The 22,065-nt window shown below is 60.1% G+C and carries 16 protein-coding genes and 1 other annotated feature; of the genes, 5 read left to right on the top strand and 11 right to left on the bottom strand.

What is annotated here, in order from left to right; all coding sequences use genetic code 11:
- Nucleotides 1-602: 602 nt before the first annotated feature.
- The 5 genes from BN2503_RS17035 to mblB all read right to left on the bottom strand — a co-directional run bounded on the left by BN2503_RS17035 (nt 603) and on the right by mblB (nt 7,911).
- Nucleotides 603-1,796, bottom strand: coding sequence for a hypothetical protein (locus tag BN2503_RS17035; protein WP_054257809.1), 1,194 nt, complete (start codon nt 1,794-1,796; stop codon nt 603-605).
- Nucleotides 1,793-2,716 carry a hypothetical protein gene (locus BN2503_RS17030; protein ID WP_054257808.1) on the bottom strand — a complete coding sequence of 308 codons (924 nt, stop codon included), beginning with the start codon at nt 2,714-2,716 and terminating at the stop codon, nt 1,793-1,795. Before BN2503_RS17030 ends, BN2503_RS17035 begins: the two co-directional genes overlap by 4 nt.
- Before the next feature lie 709 nt (nt 2,717-3,425).
- Nucleotides 3,426-4,496, bottom strand: coding sequence for a patatin-like phospholipase family protein (locus BN2503_RS17025; RefSeq protein WP_139235514.1), 1,071 nt, complete (start codon nt 4,494-4,496; stop codon nt 3,426-3,428).
- On the bottom strand, nt 4,493-6,757 hold the full coding sequence (gene cap2-3 / locus BN2503_RS17020) for an anti-phage 6A-MBL system cap2_3 protein (RefSeq protein ID WP_054257807.1): 2,265 nt from the start codon (nt 6,755-6,757) through the stop codon (nt 4,493-4,495). Before cap2-3 ends, BN2503_RS17025 begins: the two co-directional genes overlap by 4 nt.
- Complete coding sequence (gene mblB, locus BN2503_RS17015; protein ID WP_054257806.1) at nt 6,757-7,911, bottom strand: anti-phage 6A-MBL system MBL-fold protein; 1,155 nt, start codon at nt 7,909-7,911, stop codon at nt 6,757-6,759. The genes cap2-3 and mblB overlap by 1 nt, the downstream gene beginning before the upstream one ends.
- Before the next feature lie 236 nt (nt 7,912-8,147).
- Between mblB and BN2503_RS17010 the strand changes: the two genes are divergently transcribed.
- The 3 genes from BN2503_RS17010 (at nt 8,148) to BN2503_RS16995 (ending at nt 14,222) form a co-directional block, all read left to right on the top strand.
- Nucleotides 8,148-9,050 carry a helix-turn-helix transcriptional regulator gene (locus BN2503_RS17010; protein ID WP_054257805.1) on the top strand — a complete coding sequence of 301 codons (903 nt, stop codon included), beginning with the start codon at nt 8,148-8,150 and terminating at the stop codon, nt 9,048-9,050.
- A gap of 439 nt (nt 9,051-9,489) precedes the next feature.
- Nucleotides 9,490-10,724, top strand: a protein-coding gene (locus tag BN2503_RS17000) for an IS3 family transposase (RefSeq protein WP_139235513.1) whose coding sequence is annotated in 2 segments (ribosomal slippage) — nt 9,490-9,772 and nt 9,772-10,724 — 1,236 coding nt in all. Because the reading frame shifts where the segments join, the coding sequence is not laid out codon by codon here.
- Nucleotides 9,768-9,884, top strand: a sequence feature (AL1L pseudoknot). Its footprint overlaps the gene before it by 117 nt.
- Nucleotides 10,725-10,817: 93 nt before the next feature.
- Nucleotides 10,818-14,222 carry a hypothetical protein gene (locus BN2503_RS16995; protein ID WP_139235512.1) on the top strand — a complete coding sequence of 1,135 codons (3,405 nt, stop codon included), beginning with the start codon at nt 10,818-10,820 and terminating at the stop codon, nt 14,220-14,222.
- 82 nt (nt 14,223-14,304) lie between these two features.
- Here the strand turns inward: BN2503_RS16995 and BN2503_RS20565 are convergent, their stop codons facing one another.
- A complete protein-coding gene (locus BN2503_RS20565) occupies nt 14,305-14,493 on the bottom strand; it encodes a hypothetical protein (RefSeq protein WP_054257802.1) in 189 nt (62 codons plus the stop codon).
- Nucleotides 14,494-16,110: 1,617 nt separating this feature from the next.
- Complete coding sequence (locus tag BN2503_RS16985) at nt 16,111-17,331, bottom strand: Fic family protein (protein WP_233495115.1); 1,221 nt, start codon at nt 17,329-17,331, stop codon at nt 16,111-16,113.
- A 251-nt stretch (nt 17,332-17,582) separates the two neighbouring features.
- Between BN2503_RS16985 and BN2503_RS16980 the strand changes: the two genes are divergently transcribed.
- Nucleotides 17,583-18,149: an HAD domain-containing protein gene (locus BN2503_RS16980; RefSeq protein WP_054257800.1), complete on the top strand. Its 567-nt coding sequence runs from the start codon at nt 17,583-17,585 to the stop codon at nt 18,147-18,149.
- Nucleotides 18,150-18,207: 58 nt separating this feature from the next.
- Here BN2503_RS16980 and BN2503_RS16975 read toward each other — a convergent pair whose 3' ends face one another.
- Nucleotides 18,208-18,441, bottom strand: a complete 234-nt coding sequence (locus BN2503_RS16975; protein ID WP_054257799.1) for a hypothetical protein — start codon at nt 18,439-18,441, stop codon at nt 18,208-18,210.
- On the opposite strand from BN2503_RS16975, the gene BN2503_RS16970 reads away from it, so the two are divergent.
- Nucleotides 18,353-19,003, top strand: a complete 651-nt coding sequence (locus tag BN2503_RS16970; protein WP_353611902.1) for an HAD domain-containing protein — start codon at nt 18,353-18,355, stop codon at nt 19,001-19,003. The genes BN2503_RS16975 and BN2503_RS16970 overlap by 89 nt on opposite strands.
- 367 nt (nt 19,004-19,370) lie before the next feature.
- On the opposite strand, the gene BN2503_RS20230 is transcribed toward BN2503_RS16970, so the two are convergent.
- From BN2503_RS20230 to BN2503_RS16960, 3 genes are all read right to left on the bottom strand, one after another.
- Nucleotides 19,371-20,252, bottom strand: coding sequence for a hypothetical protein (locus tag BN2503_RS20230; RefSeq protein ID WP_139235511.1), 882 nt, complete (start codon nt 20,250-20,252; stop codon nt 19,371-19,373).
- A gap of 240 nt (nt 20,253-20,492) precedes the next feature.
- Nucleotides 20,493-21,041, bottom strand: a complete 549-nt coding sequence (locus BN2503_RS16965) for a hypothetical protein (RefSeq protein WP_054257797.1) — start codon at nt 21,039-21,041, stop codon at nt 20,493-20,495.
- A gap of 85 nt (nt 21,042-21,126) precedes the next feature.
- Entirely contained in the window at nt 21,127-21,762 is a 636-nt protein-coding gene (locus BN2503_RS16960) for a hypothetical protein (protein ID WP_139235510.1), read from the bottom strand.
- Nucleotides 21,763-22,065: the final 303 nt, after the last annotated feature.

Below are 22,065 nucleotides of genomic sequence, written 5' to 3'. Positions count from 1 at the left end.
GGATGAAACCGACCACGGTTTGACGCCACGAATCGCAGATTTGAAAGTGAACAGGAAAGTCAATGAAATCAACGATCTACCAACACCACCTCCGCGCCAGTGCTAGCTTTTCGTACCGTCACTTATTGCACTGAAAACGAGGAGACCCCGGCAGGAGCTTTCATCCATCTCACTGGTCAGGCAGTCTCGGCCAGACGTTGGCACCGTTCGTCGCCCTCGCAGAAGCCCTTGCGACCCACTCCGATCCTGTCGTGGCTGGTTGGGCCGCGGAGGCGCTGACGTCTATGCGTCGACGGATTGAACGCGACAGGGATTGGTTCGTTCCACGCGAGGAATCCTTTGAATGACTGACGCAGCACGAAGCCATGCAGCAACTTTCTTGAGGAGGTGGGGCCCTGGTTTATCCAAGCTCTCGCTGTGTAGAACTGCTCTCGGTGTGAGCCGACTTTGGCCGCTCAACGTCCCAATGTCCGAGATCAGCTTCGACCAGCCGTTCACAGCAACGCGCCAGACGACAGCTCCTGGCCGGAAGCAGCCGTTGCGATCGCCGGAGTTCAACTACTGATAATAGGTTCGCGCTGATTTGCCATCACACCCGTTGCCTATTTCAGCCGGCATGCAGCGCAATGATGGTTCGGATTGTTGGCAGCTGGATTCTGCACATGCTGGCTATCCAGAAGCGCTTTCCACAAGAATTGCGAGCCGTCTGCCGCTGTCACCTGCGCCCCTCCGAACATCAAGAGAGGCAGCAACGCTTTAGGCAGGCTATGCTCGAAGAGAACTGTCGATGCGATGCCATGCGTTCCCAGCGAGCGGTTCACGTCGATGGAGTCTCCGACCTTTTTGCAAAAGTCGTGGAAAGCTTTCGGATTGCGCGGGTCCACGAACCTGTTGACGTCATTGTCAGCGAACGCAAGTCCCAAGCCGGGGCCGGCACCCGGGTCGAGCACGTTCGAGCAAGAGAACGTGAGGTCGGCCACTTTGCCGGCGGTGCACGTCTCCTTTGCAATGTGCGTGATGAAAGCTTCGGCCTTCTTCGTTATGAAGCCGAGACTTACATGCAGCGTGTGGCTGGGGCCAACATGGCACGTTTTGTTCGGACAGGGCGTCGTGATGCACTTGATGCGATTGGCGGTCTCGCCGCCGCTCCAGCCACCATCCGAGAAGAGGCGGACGGCCGCTCCTTGAGGCAAGGCAGGTAGCTTCGACGCCTCAAAAAGTTTGGGGCTGAGGTGGGCAGCCAGCGGCGTAACGAGTGCCGAGTCCCCGCTGTGCGGGTCGTTGCCCAGAAAGTAGACGTTGTAGTCGTACGCCCCGCCCGCAACCAGCAGCTCGGCGAGCTCTGACAGGCGCACGACTCGCAGCTGCGCAATCAGTGCTTTGGCCACCCGAGGACCAATGTCCGGGTCCACTTTGGCGAACTGCGCGCGCCACTCCTGGGCATTCAGCAGCTTGGCGCCGCTCAGCCCCTGGAGGGCCTTCAACTTGCTCGACCAGGTCTCTCCGTCCTGCTCCAGGAGTCGCACGACCTCGCCCTTGAGCTCGTCGCCTTTGAAGCGTCTTACGTTCGAGTTGTTTTGGGCCACCCAGCCCGAAATGACGCTGCTCGATGCCAAGATGTCCGCGTCGGTGTTCTGGGCGAACTCGTTCAACTCCGCGTCATTGACGGCCTTGTTACTGCCGTGGAGCGGAAAGAATGTGACCCACCGCGGCCAGCGCCCGGCGGTCTGTTCATGCAGCAGCGCCTCGATGGAGTTTCGAGACGCTGGTGCTGCGACAAGCACCAACTGCTTCATTGTTCGGGCAAGTGCGCAGTCAAGTCCAGGATGACACTCACTGGGAGCTGCACCGAGAGCAGCTGCTCCAACGGCAAGCGCTCGGAAGCCACTCGCAGCAGCTCGCGCGCGCGTCTTTCGCGGTTGTCTCGGTGGTCACGAGGGGCGTTGCTCGCGGCTTCAGCAGCGACAAGTGCGTCGGCGGCCTTCTTGGGAGCGCGAGCGACCTCGTGGTCTAGGAATAGCTCTTTCTTGAGCTGCTGCGCGCGGTCTTCAGGTGCACCAAGCTGTCGCAGTCGCTGCTCGTACAAACTGAGCAGTTCTTCGTTGCGAAAGTGCCCCCACTCCCGGTCCAGAGGTTTCCTGGCGCGCAGCATCTGCAGCCAGCGCTGATAGAAGCCCTCAGATTCCTCCAAGGCGGCCTCCAAGAGATCGCCTATAGGAACGCCCCTTTTCGTCAGAGAGTCACAGAAGTTGGCGCGCAGGTCGCGATGTTCGTGGGGCTGCACTCGCTGTACGACCGCGCAGCCGTCGGGCACCGGCAGGCCTGCGGGCAGAACGGAGACTGCGCCAGTGCTGCGGTTGAAGACGAGCTGCGAGACTGGCTGGACAGCGACGAACGCCTTCCACAAGCGGCCATCCTGTGCCAAGCTGAACGCGCTCGCCTCATGCGGAACGGCAAATAGGATGTCTGAGCCTTGGCGCTGCTCGGTGGGCCTGACGACCTCCGGCGAAACGAAACGCTCGATGAATGTGCGTAACCTGGGGAGCTCAGGACCAGGCAAGTAGTCCCGGAAAGAGCGCCCTTCACCTAAGGCTCTATTGACCAGCTTGGCCAGCTGGGAGCCTGGCAGCAGCGGCACAGCGAGCGCTCGGAGCTCCTCTTCAAGACGCGCTGCGAAGGCGGCCCGGTCGAACTCGGGCACGTTTACGTTTTCCATAAGAACCCCTCAGAAAAACAAAAGCCCACCGTTAGTGAGCCCGTTTGCTGCAGTATTTCTGAGAGCCGCCGATTCAGCTTCGACGACACAGGGTCTTTAGCGCATTCACCCCGCTGACGTTAGTGTCCACCCTCCCCCGGAACTAGCCAAGGGCTAAGAGGACCACGCCACCTTCGAGAGTTCATAAGCTCAATTGCATATGGCTCCAAGTTGAAGGCACGTCCTTGTTTGTTAGTGTAGCACCACCGGCATACGGGCTCAAGAGCTGGCTCCACTCACTCCCGCCGAGCCAACTGCGGGCCGAAGAGCCCCGTCACGTGTTGCAGCCTGCTAGGCTGCCATTGAGCACTGTAGACATCCATAGGTTCGCGGGCCTGGTATGCAGACGGCCTGCTCACGACGGCCACACGCGCCGACGCGGCAAGAGGAAACAAGCACCGAACATCGCGCACCACCAGGACGATAGGTTCTTCCGTGGGCCCTAGGAGAGCGCCTGTCGTTCAGCTTGCGGGCTGCCGCATATCGGCTGCTTTCGACCCGTTGCTGCCATTCGTGTCGCGGCTGCCGATGTCCTCTGTGCAGCGTTTGCTGTCACCCGTAGTCGAGCACCGTTCGCCCGCTGACGGGCGCAAAGCGGTAGTTCGCTCCGCTCATGCCAACGTGGACTCGCGATTCGATCTGGCTGGTGCGCCCAACGAGTGCCCACTCGTCAACAGACCGTAGTCACTAGCGCTTGTTTGGCGACAGCCTGCCCATGTGCTGCAATTCGATCAAACTCTTCGATGTCAAGCCGGCGCAAAGTCGTTGGGAATGACGCGGCGAACTGCGCGGACGGGCATTTCTCAGGCGCGGAGATCGGCGTGTTGATGTAGAGGTAAGCACCGCCAGATGGCGTCTGCTGCAGGTAGTGGGCGAACGCACGTACCCGAAGCGATCTCGACTGGTCCGACATGATGTCGGCGACGCGCTTGAGCCGGAACACACTCAGCGGCCCATGGCGAAAGCCGTTTACCAACGGGGCACCAGCGTCCGAGCAGATGATGAATCCACCGTCATGCTTCGGGCGCTGCCGCCCTGCATCAAAGAACGGCTCAAGGCCCATGTTGTCGTAGACGCCGCCGTCGTACAGATGGAGCCGCCGGAAAGCCGCCTCGACGGGCTTGGCTGCCTCCGGCGGGTCATCCCATGAACGCCTGCGCCAATCAAAACGGCGAGCATTCAAGGTCAACGGACCGAACCCCCCCGGAAAGGCAGCAGACACAGCCAGTGCGCTGGCCAGTGGAAACCGTTCAGCCGAGGCATAGCCCAGGGTGTAGTCGCCGATGTCTTGTCGCTTGAAGCGGAAGCGCTTGCCGTTCTCTGCGGTCGTTCCATTGATTGACCACTCGGGCGCCACCGGAAGATCTGCCAATGCCGCCTGCACCTGCCACTCGCGCTGCAATGCCCGCGCCAACAAGTTGGACCGCGACAGCAAGAACCGCCAGTTCAGCGGGTTCAGCAACTGCCGCGCTGCACCCCATTGCAGGCTGCGCATGCACAGCGACTCCCGCAGTGCCGGTAGCGAGCGCGCCAAGAATTGTTCCGACGTCGGCCAGCGCATCTGGTTCTGCTGAAGTAGCAGCCCGACGAGCAAGCTGCCCCCGGACACGGTGGAGACCCTGGCCACGTCCTCCAACAAACCGCGCTCGGCCAGGTGCTTCATGACGCCAAGGTGGAACACCATGGCCCGGATACCTCCGCCCGACAGCGCCAGCGCAATGGATGGATGAGACGCCGTCATGTCTTGACCATGCCCTGCAGCACCTGGATGTCGTTCTCTCCCACGATGAGTTGGAGCGCGGGGAGCCCGTCACCATGCATGCCCAGACTGAGTTCTGCCAGTTGGATCAGATCATCTCGACTCGGCCTGGCTGAGTGACCGCGGGGATGGCTGTGCCACTCGCCGACATAGCCGACGATACCCGCGGTCCGCGCCGAGGCGTCCTGCACAGCCTTGGCCAAACCGGCAGTGCCCCGCTCGAACGAACCCGGGCTGGCGTGACTGTCCGACGGGGCCGGCAGTGCATCGACCAGCACAACCGCCCCGACATTGAAGTCGTGATAGCCCAGCAAAACGCCACCAGTCTCGTTCGGCAGGGCTGCCAGCCGGAGCGCTTTCAGATGCGCTGCTAAGCCATCATCGTAGAAGACCGCCAGATCGCCGAAGTCAAGGCGCCGCTCTACTTCTGGCACGACGTCATGCACCGATACCCCTCCGGTGTCGGGATTGCGCTCCCAAACCCGAATGCAAGCTTCATCGGACTGAGCTCGGAACATGACCTGTTCGGCCAGGGTGCTGGCATGCACGGCAATCCGCGAGTACGGCATGGCCACCGAGATGTCCCGGCAGCTCGCACCGCTCCAGTAGGTTCCCAGGTTGCCTTCAAGATGCCGCTCACCCCAAGCCTGGCGGATCAAGGCGCGGTAGTACTGGGCTTCCAAGGTGCGCAGGCGCATGGAACGCGCCTTGTCCTCGAACATCAGGACGGCCCCGTTGCCGGCGGGCGTGACGAAAACTGTCACATGGCGAGGCAGCGCATCCTGGAAGCTGACCTGGCGTGGGTAATCCAGAGCAGCGGATGCGTCGACGACCAACGACCCCGCGTTGAGCGCCTCCTTCACCGCTGGAACGTCGGCGTCACAAGCGTCACCCCTGACCGCCGTCACCGTGGCCGCGCCATCGGTGGCGGCCCCACAAAGCTCGGATACGACATCGCACTTCAGCTCACCAACATGCAGCGAGAAGGCTGCGTGCCGGACCAGGTTGTGAGGCTTCACATGGTCCTTGTCGATGACCGACCACTGGCCCCAGCCGGCGCGGGCCCACAAGTTCAGCATAGCGCTGCCGAGTGAGCCTGCTCCAACCAACGCTGCACGCGGTCCTTCGACATGGATGCTGGACTGTTTGCGCGCCGCCGCACTGTCCGGGAACTGCAGGACGCTCATTGGGAAGATGGGCTCACTCATCCATTCGGTCGCCGTGGCTCGCGCCAGCATAGATCCCTGGACTTCGACGAAGTACTTCTTGTCGAGCATGTACAGCGCCCCCGCCTTGACGCCCAGCTCCCGCACATCCCCCTGAATCAAGAAGGCGCGGCGAGAGACTTGTTGCACCGCTCCGCCAGACTCACGCACTAGCGGGATATGCACAACGATGACCACGAAGGATTCAGCCGTTCCCGCAGGCGCGCCGAGACTTCCAACGCCTTCCGTCAGCGCGGCGATCAGCGACGGCAACAGTTGCACTCCTCGATGCGACAGCATGTCAGCAAGACCACCTAGGGTTGAAGGATCGCGCTCGACGAACCCTTGCACCACGGGAGGCAACGTCAACTCGATGAGCGATGCCAAACCCGCTGGCTCAGTGCCGCCATTGCCGACTGGTCGCAAGAAAAAGGTTCCGCCACCGTCGGGCCTGGCCTTGCTGCGCGCGACAGCCATCTTCATGCCGGCAGTGGCCCGGAGCGCCTCCAGGTTCCACGGGAGCGCGAGTTCGTACTTCGAGGCGAAGAACAGGTGCTCCACGGGCTGGTCGGCAGGGTGTAGCTCGCCCTTGGCGCTCTGCTCCAACCACCACTGGATGCGGCGGAGGAACCGTTGCGGCGTCCAGGTACGCATCACCGTCTGGGTCGGCTCGAAGTAGAGGCACAGGCTGGCCGCCCCATCGCGCGTGCCGTGGTTCTGGTGCATCAAGACCGGGAACGACTTGCGCAGAGCGAGCACCTCGACCAGCGCCCCCGGGTCCTCGGGCACGTACAAGGCCAGGCGCTCGCGGTACTGAATGCCGGCTGGGTTCCTGGACGGCACCCCGTCGCACTCGACATTGACCACCAAGACTTCGATGCGCGGCACGCCCGGCACGGTGTGGGACAGCAGCTGCACGAGCGTGAAGTCGCTCGCGTCACGTACTGCCGCCACCAACGCTCGTGCACGGGGCAAGCTCAGCAGCTCGGTGTCGGTCAGCTCCCCGAAGCCGGCGATCTCGTGGAATTCCTCTGCCATCACCCGGCTCGCGACGGACGGCTGGCCACGATGGCGGGGGCACCGATCAGCGCCATCTTGGTCCACGACACACCACCTGCGGTCACATCGAACACCAGGGGTTCGGGCTTGGTGGCGTTGGGCTCCTCCATGGTTACCAGGAACTTGCGGCCCTTCACCTCCTTCAGGTAGCGCTCGTAGGCCTTGCGCGCCTGAATGTGGGGCGGCTGGATCTGGTCGTAGGACTTCTTCACGTCCACGACCGGCTTGCTGCAGCTAACGATGTACGAGTCCTGCTTGCCCGCCAGCAGCAGCTCCTTCACCAGCGGCTTGGGCTCGGTTTCCTTCTCGCCTTTCACGTCGCTCAGCGACAGATAGCTGCAGTGGTGCGGAATGTTGACCACGTCCCAGGCCAGGCGGTCATCGTTCTTGTGCCACTTCGTGATGCGCACGATGTCCTCCAGATCCTCCCAGTGGGCATCGCCGATCTCGAGGTAGTCGAAGGTGCTGTCGCCGGCCTGCAGCCTGACGTTGAACACCAGTGCAGCGGTGTTCCGGATCACGTCGCCGCCTTCGCAGTGCTTGATGAAAGGGGAGTGGCAGAAGAACTCAGCACCGTCCGCCGCCAGCGAGAAGCCCGGCACCAGCGTGCCCGCGTCGACGAACAGATGGTCGCGTGCGGTTGCCGCCTCGCCGCGCTCCTTGAGCTTCGGCACGAGCCAGTCCATCAGTGCCTGTGGCTTCGAGAAGACCAGGATCGCCTTGCCCTCCAGCAGGCGGTGACGCGCCTCCTGCCGCAGGATGACGAACTCATCGCTCTGCTGATCGTTGGAAGCGCTCTCCAACACCATCGCGGCGGGAACCCAGAGCTGGCGAATCTTGATGCGGTCCTTGCCCTGGTACTTTGCGGCGTGCTTCAGTTCGAAGAACTGCGTGCTGCCCATGATGTGGTCGGCGTCCGCGTGCGTGAAGGCCACGACGTCGAAGTAGTCCCGCCCAGCAGCCTCCAACTCCTCCTTGAGCCGCTTCTTGAGATCGATCTCGGGTGTGTCCGCGCTCTCGGCGTTCGGGCGGTGGCAGAAGTCGAACAGGACACGGCGCCCTTGGCTGAGGACGACCTGCGATGTGTCACCGTTGCCCACCGGATAGAAGACGATTTGATGTTTGTTTGTCATGTGAACCTTTGAATGGAGCCTGAGCGTTGGTTGACTTGAAAGTACGGCGCGTCGGCACTTGCCGAGTGGCACCGAAGCCAATACAGTTACTATACGCATATTTTGTATTCGCGTCAATAAACTATACTGGCTTCATGCCAAGCCGAACCTCCCCCCGCCGAGCCGCTGACCTGAGCCGGGTGATCAGCCCGCCCGCTGAGCTCGGTGCTGCACGACCTCCCGCCCCGCGCCCCTCTTTGCGCTCAAGCAAGGCTTCGCCCCAAGACGAGGCCACTGACACCGGTACCGTCAAGTGGAGCCAAGAGCGCAGGCTGCAGTTCATCGACTTCCGTCTGCAGTGGGGTGGCCGCATCAACCGCCGAGACGTGACAGACTTCTTCAAGATCTCGGTGCCCCAGGCGTCCGCCGACATCGCGCGCTACGCCGAGGTAGCGCCGGGCAACCTGGAGTACGACACCAGTTCCCGCACGTACGTCGCTACGCCAGCGTATGCCCCTCACTATGAGTCCAGCGGAGCGCGCCAGTACCTGTCTCAGCTGCTGGCCCTGGAACGGCAGATCTTGACCAGCGACCAAGCGTTCCTGGCGTTTCGGCCGCCCATGGCCTCGGTACCCCTTCCCAGTCGAACGATCGAGCCGAAGACCCTCGCCCTTCTGCTGCAGTCGATTGCCGAACGGGCGAAGCTGCGTATCCGATACCAGTCGATTGCGCGGGATGAGCCTCAGGAACGGTACATCAGCCCCCACGCGTTCGGCTATGACGGCGTGCGGTGGCACGTGCGGGCCTACTGCCACCTTCGTGAGGGGTTCAGAGACTTCGTCTTGGGCCGAATCCTGTCGCCCGGTGCACCTGTGGCGTCTGACGTTGACTCGTCGCAGGACCGCGAGTGGCACACCAACGTGGACCTCGTCCTGAAGCCAGACGATTCGCTCACGCTCAAGCAGCGCGAGGGTGTCGAGATCGACTACGGGATGAAGAACGGAAAGGTCACCGTGCCCTGCCGTCAAGCGATGCTGTTCTACACCCTGAGGACGCTGAACTTCGAACCCAACGGCACACCCCGGAAGGGCGAGAAGCAGGTGGTCATCGCCAACCTCGCTGACATCAAGTCCTTGCTTCCGAAGCCTGGGCAGGCCTGACAGCATCACCCAGCGGCCGCGCGGCTCACTCACACGATCCAACTCTTGAAGACACTCAACACATGCTCGCTGGCCAACTCCGCAGCAAAGCCGACGCGCTCTGAAATGCCTTCTGATCTGACGGAACTGCCAACACGATCAAGTTGGTCGAAGAGATCGCCTACCTCCCCTTCGTTCGCCGCTAGGATGACCTAAACACGGTGGAGGAGCGCAAGGCCCAGAGGCTGGGTAGAGCGGTTGTCCATGGAAACCTTGTGCGCTTGGCGAGGCCGCAAGCGACAGCCAGACGCCAGCTAAGATAGTCGTTGAAGGGGAGCGCTGGGTCAGTCGTTCTTTGATCGCTGAACTCAGAGCTACATACACAAGCGAATATGCGGGAGATGCGGGAATGAACCGCCCCGGGTTTTGAGGAGGCTCCAACTCTTGAGAAGATGGAGCCATGAACAAGTCAAACAAGTTCTCACCCGAGGTCCGCGAGCGCGCCGTACGCATGGTGCAGGAGCACCGAGCCGACTACCCATCGCTGTGGGCCGCCATTGAATCGATTGCGCCCAAGATTGGCTGCGTGCCGCAGACCTTGAACGATTGGGTCAAGAAGGCGGAGGTCGACAGCGGCCAGCGCCCCGGCACCACCACGGCAGACGCCCAGCGCATCAAGGAACTGGAGCGTGAGGTCAAGGAATTGCGCCGGGCCAACGACATCCTGAAGACGGCGAGCGCGTTTTTTGCGCAGGCGGAGCTCGACCGCCGACTCAAGTCGTGAAGGCCTACATCGACCGCCACCGAGACGACTACGGGGTCGAGCCCATCTGCCGGGTGTTGCAGATGGCCCCGTCGTGTTACTGGCGCCACGCAGCCCGGCAACGCAACCCGCAACTGCGCAGTCAGCGCGCCCAGCGTGACGAGGGTTTGAAGGCCGATATCCAGCGCGTGTGGCACGCCAACTGGCAGGTCTACGGAGCCGACAAGGTCTGGTTGCAGATGAACCGCGAGGGCATCTCGGTGGCGCGTTGCACGGTCGAGCGACTGATGCGTGCCATGGAGTTGCAAGGGGCACGCCGTGGCAAGACGGTGCGTACCACCACGCCTGACACATCGGCGCCGTGCCCGCTGGACCACGTCAACCGGCAATTCCATGCCAGCCGCCCCAACGAGCTGTGGGTGTCGGACTTCACCTACGTCTCCACCTGGCAGGGTTGGCTGTACGTGGCCTTCGTGGTGGACGTGTATGCCCGGCGCATCGTGGGCTGGCGGGTCAGCCGCAGCATGCAGACGGACTTTGTGCTGGATGCGCTGGAGCAGGCCTTGTACGACCGCCAGCCTGCGGCTGATGCCTTGACGCACCATTCCGATAGGGGCAGTCAGTACGTTTCCATCCGCTATACCGAGCGCCTGGACCAGGCGGGCATACGGCCCTCGGTGGGCAGCCGGGGTGACAGCTACGACAACGCGCTGGCCGAGACCATCAACGGGCTGTACAAGGCCGAGCTGATTCACCGCCGGGGACCCTGGAAGACCAGGGAATCCGTGGAACTGGCCACCCTGCAGTGGGTGCACTGGTTCAACCACGTCCGACTGCTCACGCCGATTGGGGGCATCCCTCCGGCAGAAGCTGAGGCAAACTACTGGAGGCAACTCGCCAACAGCAACACCTCGGCAGAGGTGTCAACTTAAACCAACTGGCCTCCTTGAAAGCCGGGGCGGTTCATCAGATATCTGGCTCCTAGAGCGCTAGCGGAGCCAGGAATTGCGATTGAAGGCATCCGTGTGCCGGATTTCGAAAACGCGACGGCGGTTAGTGCGATGCTGCAGGACTGGCGCGCTTTCGCTGTTCCAACATTTACGGAGGATACCGATGTCTGGACGTGCTTGAGGAACGTCGCGGCTGATCGAGAGCGGCGCGACGTTCTCGCTTCGCTGTCTGCAACAGACGTTCTTCAGTCTCATGAGCGAACTCTGTTGCATCAATACGCCCTAGAAATGGGCGACCAGGCATTTGAGGCCACACGAAAGTTGGAACGCCTCTGGGGCGCCAGTAATGAACTCATGGCCCCGACCGAGCCGAGACTCAGGGCTATCGTTGAAGAAGCCAGAACCCTGGCCGCTGGTGCTTCGGGTTCAATGACCGTCAGCTTGCTATTGCTGGCTTGGCTGAGGCAATCCGTTGCTTTGGCGACTGTCCACATAGATGTGGCGGCAAAGGCTCTGCTGGACTTGGCTGTTGAGAAGCCCGGCGATACAGCCGCTCGGATCACAAAGTACTTTGAGGCCGGCGACTATCGATCCGGTGTGGCGCTCTTCCACAGTGGCGAGGTGCCGAGTACAGACGGCGACCGTCTTGGAAGCCGCCGAACGCTGTGGCGCGAGCACTCCCGGAAAACTTGGCCTGAGCCGAGAACAAAGCTGGCGAACGACCTCAAAGGGTCAACTCCCGAACAGAAGCGTTTGGTTGAACTCTGGACCTCCGGGAACGTTGAACCGAGTCAACGAGACGCAATGCCGAAGTTGCTCTACGCAGTGATCAGCGGCGAGGCAGGACGTACCCCCAGTGAGAACCAGAAGCGATTCCCCATAAAGCTTGCGGACTTGCGCGAGCACAAGGACAAAAAGACCACGATCAGTTGCGAGACGGTTCGAAACTACTTCAAGGGTTCTAAGCTGAACCCCTCGTTCCTCCCGCAGTTGGCCACCTTCAGTCAGATTGTCATTGCGTCTTCACCGCAACAGGCCAGTCGAGGTGCAAGCGTCTTGGATGACTGGTGTAAGGCGGCAAGTAGTGAGGCACCAAGCTCGTTGGTTGTCTTCCTGGCGCCAGGGCTGCCCATCACTCGCAGAGATGAGCTTTGCTCCGGCTTTCGAAAGCGAGGCGTCTCGGCCGCGATCATCGACGACTTGGATCTTTGCAGGCTCTGTGCGGCGAGCAGTCGACTGGATGGGCACGACTTCATTCCGTTTCTCGAGGTCCTGCTGGAACAGCTGGATCTTGATACGGCATCACCCTTCTCCAGTCTCGATGGTCAACATGTTCGTCTAGAGACCTACATCGGACGTAAGTACGAGGCGGAGCGCGTGGCGCTTGGATGGTCGTACACGCGGGTGTTCTCCGGGCGGAAGTTGGGCAAGAGCGCCTTACTGAAGTACGTAGCGAGCACGTTCGACGGCTATCCGCTGCCTTCTGGAAACACGCTCAACGTCTTCTTCATCACGATCGCAGGCGGCGAATCCGAGCGCTGGGTCGTCGACTGCATCGTCAATGAGATGGCAAGCCGCTTTAGCTTGGCGGAGCAGCCTGGGTTGAAGGATCAACCGCCAGCAGAGCGCTTCTCTGCATACATGAAGCGCTTCTTGCAGGAGAAGTCCCAGCACAGCGTGTTGTTGATACTGGACGAAGCCGACGCGTTTGTCGAGGGACAGCTCTCTCGGTACGACGATGATCGAGAAGGTTCTCTGAGCTTCCGCATGATGAAGGAGCTGCCGGCACAAGTGGATGGCAGTCAACTTCCCCGGATCCGAACGATCTTCTCAGGGTATCGAGTCACCAATACGCGGGGTGGAGTCTGGGCGAATGCTGGCGATGTCCTGGTACTCCGTCCTCTTGCTGAGGATGAGGCGGTGCAGTTCTTGGAAGGGATGCTCGCCCGCATTGGCGTTGCCTTGGGCAACCACGCTCCATTTGTGGCCATGCGATGTGGCTTCCAGCCGGCTGTACTGATCCGTTTTGGCGAGAGTCTTGTCAGGCGCCTTAAGCGCTCCAACAGATCGGCAGACCGCGAGACCTTGACCGTGTCTCACGAAGAAGTGCTCGCCACGCTTGGCGAACAGGGCGTTCTGGACGAGATCAAGACCGTCGTCAACAACAACTTCCAAGGCAATCGGATCGGAGCCGTCGTCTTCGGTGCGACGCTCCTCGCACTCAAGGACCTTGAGCCAGGCTTGGCGCTGACGGAGGGTCCCACGCAGGTGCTGGCGAAACTGCGTGAAATTGACCCGAACTCCGACTGGCTTGAGCGCGTCGACACCTCGCCGCTCGCAGAGATTGAACGGAATCTGCAGGATTTCATCGATCGCGAGTTGCTGACGGTCTCAGACGCCCCTCGCTTTGGCGTGCGGGAATATCGGCTTCGTTTCCCCCACTTCTTGCCAGTGTTAACTCAGCAGTCAGAAGTTGCGCTGGAAGTTCGACAACAGATTCAGGCGATCCGCGGTGGCGCATCTCAGCGGCGCGTATCGCAGTGCGTTCTCTCGGAGAGCGCGCTGGACACGATCCGGTATTGGTATCGCCAAGAGACCAGCACTGATTGCAAGTTGATCGTAGTTGGAGGCCATTGGACTGATGCTCTCCTGGATCCAAAGTGCGGTGTACCTGACCGATTGGGTTGCGAACGCTCCGTGCTTGCACTCCCCGGTTGTCCCGATGAAGCCGCAGGCCAGATCGGAGATGGAAGGCAGGTGTTCGGTAACGTCTCAGTCGATCTCTGGAAGACCTTCCTGGATGCGGACGCAGGCAGGCCCTTGGTGCTCATTGGCGGCTTGGGCCTGCAAAGGGTTGCCAGACGCTACGCCTTGGATGGTGGTCAGGTGCCGGTCGAAGTGGTGACGCTTGGCCGACTGACTGAGGGCACCCTGACCTGGTGGCTGGAGGATGCGCGCGCACTCCACTTCAAGGCCGGAAACTCAGTAGCCAGAATTGCCCGAGCTACGGGGCTCGTGCCGTTCCTCGTTGGAGCTTTTGACAATTTGCTGCAGCAGACGGCTGGCTCAGAAGTCACGGAGCTTGAACTGGAGGCCGCATTGAAGCTCTTCGACGAGCAAATGTCGGACTACGCAGCTCAGCTGAGCAACGCGTCATGGAGTGGTGGTCTCTCACGCCGCGAAGTGGAACTCCTCCAGATGGCTGTCCAGATCAGCGAGGAGGTGTCAGAGGACTTCGATCTAGAGCGGGACTTCCATGAGTGCTGGTCGCTCTTGGCTGCGCAATCAACGATCGGCGTACCGTTCAGCGACCCTACAGATTGGTCAGCGCTTAAGCTGCTCTCCGAGGTCGGCCTCCTCCCTGCGCGCGCAGATATTGGCTCCGCCAACAATTCGAACTCGCTAGGCCGCGTAAGCTTTGATCGCTCCGGCACGCTAGTTAGGCTGATCAAATTGCTCAGGCCAAGCAGTGCAACTTGAAATTTCGATTGCCGGCTACGCGTCGCACTGGACGTTTCGCGGCTCAAGGACGTTCAGCACGTGGGCCGAGGCAAAGCCATGGTCACACGAAGGTGGGCTCTGCGTCATTCGAACCGAGAGTACTGACGTCGCCGACTTGGTCATCCCGTCTGTCCGTCGTGCGGTTCACGGAGCGAACAGCGGGGAAGCGCGCCTCGATGTCCGGCGACTTGAGGTCGGTGGCGAAGCTGGTACTCCTACGCAGGCACTGCTTCGTGATTTCGAACTTCATCCGGCAATCAGCCCGTTCGAAGCTCGCGACAAGATCAGGGCTTGCCTACTGGATCGAAGCTTCGTTCTTGTCTTCGTTGAAGTTGCTCCCGTGGATATAAACGAGTGGGAAGGGATAGTTGGCCTGCTTGAGTACTACCGCAAGTCCATAAACCCGGTCCGCTTGTCTGCCGTAGTGATCGATAGTCGAGGCGCCGTCAGATCAGAGCCAGTCTGCGACTTCCTCAACGGTCGACCGACCCACCACGTCCTCTCGGAGGTGTCTTCGACCATGGATGAGGGGTTACTCTGGCCGGCTTATCTACACCATCGTGCGGCATGGGAGGCAGGTGGTTGCCTGAGCTATGCACTGTCTGTTGGGAGCAAACTGACTCGTGGCGCTGTTGGTGATGATGAAGCTGTCGAGGAGGAGCTTCAGGCACACGCGAAAGAGCACCTTGTAGGTCATGCCGGGTGTCAGTTGCTCTTTGAATTGGTGGGCTTAGGAGCTAGAGGTGCAAGGCCAAGCCAAACTCGACTTCAAGGTCTGCAAGCGGATCTCCTTGCAATGAGCTTATTGTGGCGGCCACCTTCGATGAGCAGCCTGCATGTAGTCCCATGGGCAGCCCGCGCTTTGCTGGCAATGCCTGGACTACCTAGAAAGCAAGTTTGGGCGCTTCGGCATCATCTTGTCTGTGCCCCTGTAGCCGGAGAGATCCTTTCACTCTGTCTGCAGTTCGAGAGCCAAATCCAAACCAATCTACATGGCCGCCAAGACCGCGAGAGGCTCACGGATCAGACCATCGCGAATCAAGAACGGTTTAAGTCAGGACGCGATGACTTCGTTGTCTATCCGCGTGCCTACCCTGCGTTGCCAGATACTGCTGACGACGTTTGGGCGTTTGCATCACTCGGAGAGAACCTGAAGAGCTGCCCGACGGGCGCAGTACCAGATCTGTACCGGGATACGCTGAGACTGCGCAACGCGATCGCCCACGGCCACTACGTTGGATGGCCGCACGTCAGGAAAGCTCTTCGGATGCTACGGTACTTCGACACATCAGCTTAGACGTACCAATCAAAAGTGAAAGTCCGGGTTGAAGCTCGCTTGAAACCACAGCGGACTGAACCGTCCTCCACCAATCGCTCCATCCCGCAGGGTCTTCAACCGCGAACACCACGTTCATCGTGGTCCATTAACTTTAGGGATGCCTACCTGCTGAAGCCCTCACCAGCGGATTCGCAGTGCTTTGCCAACGTTGCGGATAACGGTACCAGCCTCTCTAGCAACGTTTTGGCCGAAGCGTCCAGCGCTCGATAGTAAGTGGCCTAGATTCGAAATTTCACTGGTGGGTGAACTACTACTGCATCCGTGAACTCGGACTCACCAATCCGCCCGCTGTCACTGCCACTCGTCACTATGAGTTGGCCGGACGCTTACTGTCGCCTTTGGGCCCCATACCGGGCATCAGACTTTTTTCACTGAGCTTCGGCAATCAGCCTGAAGTCGCCATCCTCCTCCGGGAAGATTTTGTCGTCCCAGCAGGTTCTCCGGCCATCCGCATCGCAAGCTTGCAGTGCAGACGCGCTGACAGTTAAGGCTGGTGCCTCTTGGCATTGCCGAGGTTCTCGTCTGCCACTACAAGTCGCTGCGACAAGCTGCCGCCTCGGCTTCAGGCCACAGGTTAGGCAACAAAAAACGCAACGCATCCATCGGCACACCGAAGCGCACCGCCCCGCGGGGCGAATCTGACAACAACAGGCCGGCCCCTAGTAGTTTGCCGATGAGTGTGGTCGCCGTGCGTTCGCCAAGCCCGGTCATGCGCGCGAAATCCCCTCGGGTGATCGAGCCTTGTGTGACAAAAAGATAGTGCAAGGGCCGCAGGGCCTCCATGCGCAACCCTCGTTTGCCCATCTGCGTTTCATACGCGAGCAGTGCGCCCAATCTTCCCAGCATCTCTTGCTGATTGAGCATGCGCTGCATGAAGCGCACCTCACCCAGCCACACGTCGAGGAAGAAGTCGATCCACGCCACCAGCATGCGCTCGCTAAGAGGCCCTTGCGCGTCCAGATCATCCAGGCCGGGCTGATCCGCATCACCCAGCCTCTGGAAATACCTGCCGCCACTTCTTGCCAGCCCGCGCAGTGGCGACCAGAGCCCTGGCGCCAGGTCCAGAGACTGCATAACGGCCAAGGTCTGCAGGCGAGCGACACGTCCGTTGCCATCCACAAACGGATGCATCCACAGTAGGCGGTGGTGTGCGGCGGCAGCCGCAACGATCTGCATCTCCCCCGGCCGCGCTGTCCCGTAGCCCTTGGCCCACTGCTGCAACAGCGCCTCCAGACACTGCCAACCCGGCGCGACATGGTGTCCTATGACCACGTCACATGTGCGTAGCACCCCAGGCGAATAGGTCGCCTTGTTGGTGCCGCTCGGCGCACCAGGAGGGAGCCCGCCCCCATCCTCGTGGCCCCAAGGGCTAAAGAGGTGGGAGTGGATAGACCTAACGGTATGGGCCGCGTACAGATCGGCTGGGAGTGGGGATGATTCTTGGATCCAGCGCTCGGTCTGTATGTGCGCCACTGCCAAATGCTGAAGCCGTGCAGTTTCAGCCTCATGAGAAAACCTGCCCAAAAGTGCCTGTGCAATCTGCAGCGGGCTGGCGTGCTCGCCTTCGATCTTGTTTGAGTAGTAGGCGTTCATCGACTGCAGAAGACCCACAAACTCCGTACTCACGCCGCCAGGGAAGGCACCGCTCAGCCGTGCCGCCTCCATCCGAAGGTCATGGGCCTTCTCCAGCAGCTTATCCGCCCGAGGGGTGCTGGGTAGAAGTGGCTCAAGGGCTGTTGGATCGTTCAAGTGTGGCGCCATTTGCGGATCATAGACCTCATGCAGTCTTATGATCTAAAAGGATTTATTCAGAAAATCTGGTGAATATTTGCGGATGTCTATGCGGCTCGTGCAAACAGTGTCGGTGAACTAGAGTGTTTGCCAAGCAGCAGAGCTCGCCGCTGTCCTGGTGCATGAGGTTGCAGAGGCTCTGCTCTTGCATGAAACTGGCAATCCCGCCGCTCACGTAGCCAGGCCGTACTTCTTCTTCACACGCCGTCATGCTCTCCATGCAGAGTACTCCCTACCTCCCTGCATCCACCCCGCGCAGCGCAGACGTGGTTCTGTACCTGGACCTGGATGGCGTGGTGCACCACGAGGCGGTGCTCTGGCATCCGCGCATCGGCATTTACATGAGCCCGCATGGGACAGTTGGCCGCACGCTGTTCGAGTGGGTTCCTATCTTGGAAGAGGAACTTACTCCCTATCCCTCAGTGGCTCTGGTACTCAGCAGCACCTGGTGCATTCGCCCTGGCTACGCCCATACCCTCAAACGTCTGCCGGAGAGCTTGCGATCCCGATTCATTGGCGGCACGTACCACAAGCGTATCCATGGAGCCGATCCATGGAACCTGGCGTCGTTCCGCAGTACCCCGTGCGGCATGCAGATCCTGGCTGACGTGCAACGAAGAAAGCCGCGCCACTGGGTCGCTCTGGACGATGACATCGAGGACTGGCCTCAATCCGCAATCGGCAACTTGATCGCTTGCGAGGGCACTACCGGACTTTCCAACCCGGAAGTTCGGCATGAGTTGCGGCGGAAGTTGCAGCAAAGTGCCGCTGCATGAAGGCATCCGATCCGATGCCAAGCGACGTTCGCCGTCCTTTGCTACGGTCCTGCCAGACTTACCAAAACCCCCGCCGGTTCACCTGAGCCAGCAGCGTGGAAATCGCTTCCAACGTCTCGGCCTCGTGCAGCAATGCCCCGGCATGGGATGTAGCCGGCAGCGGTGCATCGGCTACCTGCTGGGCCCGCGTGGTCGTCGAGAGCATGTCCTCCTGGGTCACGCCCCGGGCGGCGCGCACTTGCTTCAGCGCACGACTGAAGTCAGCTTGGGGAGGAACACTCTTTCCCGGCATTGCCTCGATTTCCGCGCAATGGGACCAGAAAGACCATGACCAACGGGTCCCATTGGGGGGCCAAGTGATGAAAAAATGGCCATCCCTGGACAGGCACAGACAAACGCATGCCATGCCAACCCTTTTCCTAGACTTCGACGGGGTGTTGCACCCCGAGTTTTGCCACGAATCCCGGCATTTTTGCTGCCTGCCGGTATTGGAGGAGGTGGTGCGGCAAGTGCCAGATTGCGAGCTGGTGATTACCAGCACCTGGCGCCTGCAGCAGCCGCTTGGGCGCCTTCGAGAGAGATTTTCTCGGGATGTGGCGGCCAGGATCGTGGGGGCCACACCCAAAATCGGTGACTTGGTAGACGTTCCCCAGCCACTCGTCAGCTATGAGCGAGAGGCGGAATGCAATGCGTGGTTGCGGGCCCATGACCGGGCTTACCTGCCCTGGCTCGCGGTCGATGATCGGTCTTGGTTGTACAGACCGTTTTGCAGGTCGCTGTTTCTGGTTGAGGGCAGGACGGGGCTGACATCTCTGCTGGGAGAGCAACTGCTCTCACGTCTGCGCAACTTGTGACCGGACCGTATTCGATAAGGTAGCCCAGCCGACTGTGTGCGGTCAGCCCGTTGTCAAAGACCAGTTCGATCCGTGTGACGCCTTCAAATTAGCGATCGCCGCATTCCATTCACCGCCACAGGCAACCCAGGTAAGAACCACGCATGCGGAATTGCGGATCAAGGGTAGGTCAGAGGGGGCGTTGGCGCGAGCCTTCGCGATCTTGTGGAGTGGCACAGGACAGGGAGTGCTTATGGATGGAGGGCGATATTTCGAAGTCTGGCGACTCTAGGGGTGAGCTTCAGGAAGAACAACGGGCCACTCCAGTCGTTTCACGCACCAGATTGTGTCGCATCAATTTCGACAACGTCTCATTAATTTCAAAGCCTCACACTTTTTGTGGGTTACCTGAACGTGCCTCCTGAATTGCCTGGGTATAGGGGAAACTCTCGGGGAGACCCTTTGTGTATCCAACCTTTAGTGCAACATTCGCCAACTTCTCAAATGCGTATTTCCGCGAGGATTCTTGTTTGATGGCTTTGGCTGCTGAAATTCCTGATTCAATCAACTCTGATGCCAATTGGCTTTTGGGATACCGAGCAGAGACTTCAGCCAAATCTATATAAGCGAACGCGGAATTGGATGTTCTTCCCTGTCGCTGAAGATGGTTGGCCACAAGCGCAACCATCCACTCCTGGCTGTTCTTCAGGTCACGCGCCAGTGCTTCAGAAATTTGCCGGTAACCGCCGCTGCCTTCTTCGGTTGCTCCTTTCTCGGCTGCCCTTAGAGCTTCTTCGAAGATGGTCCTGGCATCCGACTCTGCTCCATTGCCCGAATAGAAGAGAGCAACCTGAGCCAATTCCCCAGACTTTAGATAGTTTGCCGATTTCCCGGACATCTTCCGAGCCGAATCAAGTGCTCGCTGTACCAACTCGACAGAGAGCTTGGGCGGTATTGATGGGACATCAGCAACAAGAGCCAGAAGAGCGCTTGGCTGCATGTTTGGATGCATCCCGCCAATCGTATCCAAAGCGTCGTCAAAGAAACCTGCCTTTGCCTGCCCAACAGGAATCGACAACTCAAACCTGTCCGCCGACCTTGCTTCCAAGAAAATCGCCCGCGATGCCTCCTTCCATTGGTTGCCGCTAATTAGCGATTCAACATTTGAAGGAGCTTGCTCAGCGGCACAGTGAAGTACCGTTGCGATGGCCCAAGCCATGACCAATGTGGTGCGCCCCAAACGTATTGAAAATTTCACCTTGATACTCACAATAGCGGCAAGCCAGGTTGAGAAGGTCGAACCTAGTGGCTAATTCCACATTAAATTCCGATTTCCTGGGCATCTTATGTGTCGCAATCTCAACAGTCAAATCCGATTTTTACTTGGTAGTATGCTCTCAGTGAATCCAGTGATTCAACAGCGGATTCCGGATACCCAAAAAAAAAGCCCCTCTGCAGTGCATGAGGGGCTTTTGTTTGGTCAGCCGAAGCTGGGTTCAGGTGGTGGTCTTCACGGCTGGGTGGAGATCACTTGCACGTAGGACGCCCAGCGCTCACCCGAGGGTAGCGCGCGAACGAGTTTCAGTGCTTGGGACTCTCCTTCCCAGTGGTCGATGAAGCCCCCGCTCACGATGGCGCTGTGCAGGTACATCAGGTCCGCCAAGGTGCGGGCCCCGTGTTCCTCGGCAATGCCGGTGAGGGTTTCGGTGCTGTCGAGCAGCTCCTTCATGAAGGTCTCAGAAAGGCCAATGGCCTCATCCCGGGACGCGATGGCGGCGAGCAGCTTGTCCAACAGGGACTTGGAGACGACCGTGAGGTCGCCATCGCATCCTTCGTTGGATTCGCTGTCGCGCACCTGGGCGGCCAGTTGCTTGAGTGGGGCTGTGCTGGGGGCTTGGGCCGTGAGGCCGTGCATCTCAGCATAGCGCTCGATCCACTCGCGCTTCTTGGGCGCAGACTCTGTGTAGAAGTCGCGGCCGTAGTGCAGACCGCACCATTCAGCTACGTCGTCCAGGCTGATACCGAAGTTGTTGGCCAGTTCTTGCGTTTTGGATGTCATCGTCGTTCTCCTAAGAAAGCGACGGGCACCGGCCCCTAAGGGCAACTGGTGCCCGTCAGGGTGGGTGAAAAGCTAAAGCGATGGCTCAGTGGCCGCCAGCGTTGAAGCAGGCGTTGCAGATCTCGCTGCCATCGGGGCAACCGATGAGAGACAAGACCTTATCGCCACAGGCGCAGCAGGCGGACAGATCCGCTGCCGAGTGACCCCAATCCTGCCCCTTGTCGTCGGTGGCAGTGGCGCTTTGGAGTGCGCCGGTTTCAGGGTCGAACCGCACCGTGAAGTTCAGGCTCCAGCGAGGTGCTGGGCCGTCATCCTCGGGGTCGGTTTCGACGTAGACCTTACGGGTTCGCTCATGGCCGGGGGTGGAGTACTCCCAGCCGGAGCTATCCGTCACGTACACGCCTTCGCCAAAGTTGTACTCCGCAAAGGCCTGGTCAGCCAAAGCCCCCTGGTCCAGGGTTGGTGCCGCTGGGGCTTCGCAGCTTTGTGCCAGCGCGGGCGCTGTCAGGGATTCCAGCGTGACGACGCAATCGCCCGGGAGGGTGTATTGCGTGCCTGCCGGGATGGCAGCGAAGAACTCAGCCGCTCCATCCTCATCCGCTTCGCGCAGCACCAGGGCTGCAGCCCCGAATGCGCTCATACCATCTGTCGCCTCGACTTCGATATCGAAGAAGTTGCGGTTGGCGTGGGCACCGAGTACGCGGAATTTCAAAGTTGTCATGGTCGTCTCCAGAAAAAGTGACGACGGACACCGGCCCCATCGGGCAACAGATGCCCGTCAGGGTTGAGAAAGTGCAACCCTGTGGTTGCGGGTGATGAATCAGGCGATTTCCACGACGCGAACGTCGAAGTCCACCTTCATTCGCTTCTTGAGAGGGTGTGCAGAATTTTGTGTAAACGGACAATCCACCGCCGGCGCGAGCCGGCCTGTCCGTAAGCACAATGAGCACCAAGAAACACGACGTACCCGAAGAACTGCTGTCTGGCCTGCTGGCTAACTACAAGAAGCCTGAAGACCTCATCG

The sequence above is a fragment of the Paenacidovorax caeni genome (genome assembly GCF_001298675.1).
Taxonomy (GTDB): Bacteria; Pseudomonadota; Gammaproteobacteria; order Burkholderiales; family Burkholderiaceae_C; genus Paenacidovorax; species Paenacidovorax caeni.
The sequence above is the reverse complement of the archived record's forward strand: the minus strand, read 5'-3'. Positions and strand labels throughout refer to the sequence as shown.

Coding starts and splice junctions, on each gene's coding strand:
- BN2503_RS16975 (WP_054257799.1), bottom strand. CDS start 18,441: ATGCCGGGAAAGAGTGTTCCTCCCCAAGCTGACTTCAGTCGTGCGCTG.
- BN2503_RS17025 (WP_139235514.1), bottom strand. CDS start 4,496: ATGACGGCGTCTCATCCATCCATTGCGCTGGCGCTGTCGGGCGGAGGT.
- BN2503_RS16970 (WP_353611902.1), top strand. CDS start 18,353: ATGTCCTCCTGGGTCACGCCCCGGGCGGCGCGCACTTGCTTCAGCGCA.
- BN2503_RS16960 (WP_139235510.1), bottom strand. CDS start 21,762: ATGACAACTTTGAAATTCCGCGTACTCGGTGCCCACGCCAACCGCAAC.
- BN2503_RS20565 (WP_054257802.1), bottom strand. CDS start 14,493: ATGAAGTTCGAAATCACGAAGCAGTGCCTGCGTAGGAGTACCAGCTTC.
- BN2503_RS16965 (WP_054257797.1), bottom strand. CDS start 21,041: ATGACATCCAAAACGCAAGAACTGGCCAACAACTTCGGTATCAGCCTG.
- BN2503_RS16980 (WP_054257800.1), top strand. CDS start 17,583: ATGCTCTCCATGCAGAGTACTCCCTACCTCCCTGCATCCACCCCGCGC.
- mblB (WP_054257806.1), bottom strand. CDS start 7,911: ATGACAAACAAACATCAAATCGTCTTCTATCCGGTGGGCAACGGTGAC.
- cap2-3 (WP_054257807.1), bottom strand. CDS start 6,757: ATGGCAGAGGAATTCCACGAGATCGCCGGCTTCGGGGAGCTGACCGAC.
- BN2503_RS17030 (WP_054257808.1), bottom strand. CDS start 2,716: ATGGAAAACGTAAACGTGCCCGAGTTCGACCGGGCCGCCTTCGCAGCG.
- BN2503_RS17035 (WP_054257809.1), bottom strand. CDS start 1,796: ATGAAGCAGTTGGTGCTTGTCGCAGCACCAGCGTCTCGAAACTCCATC.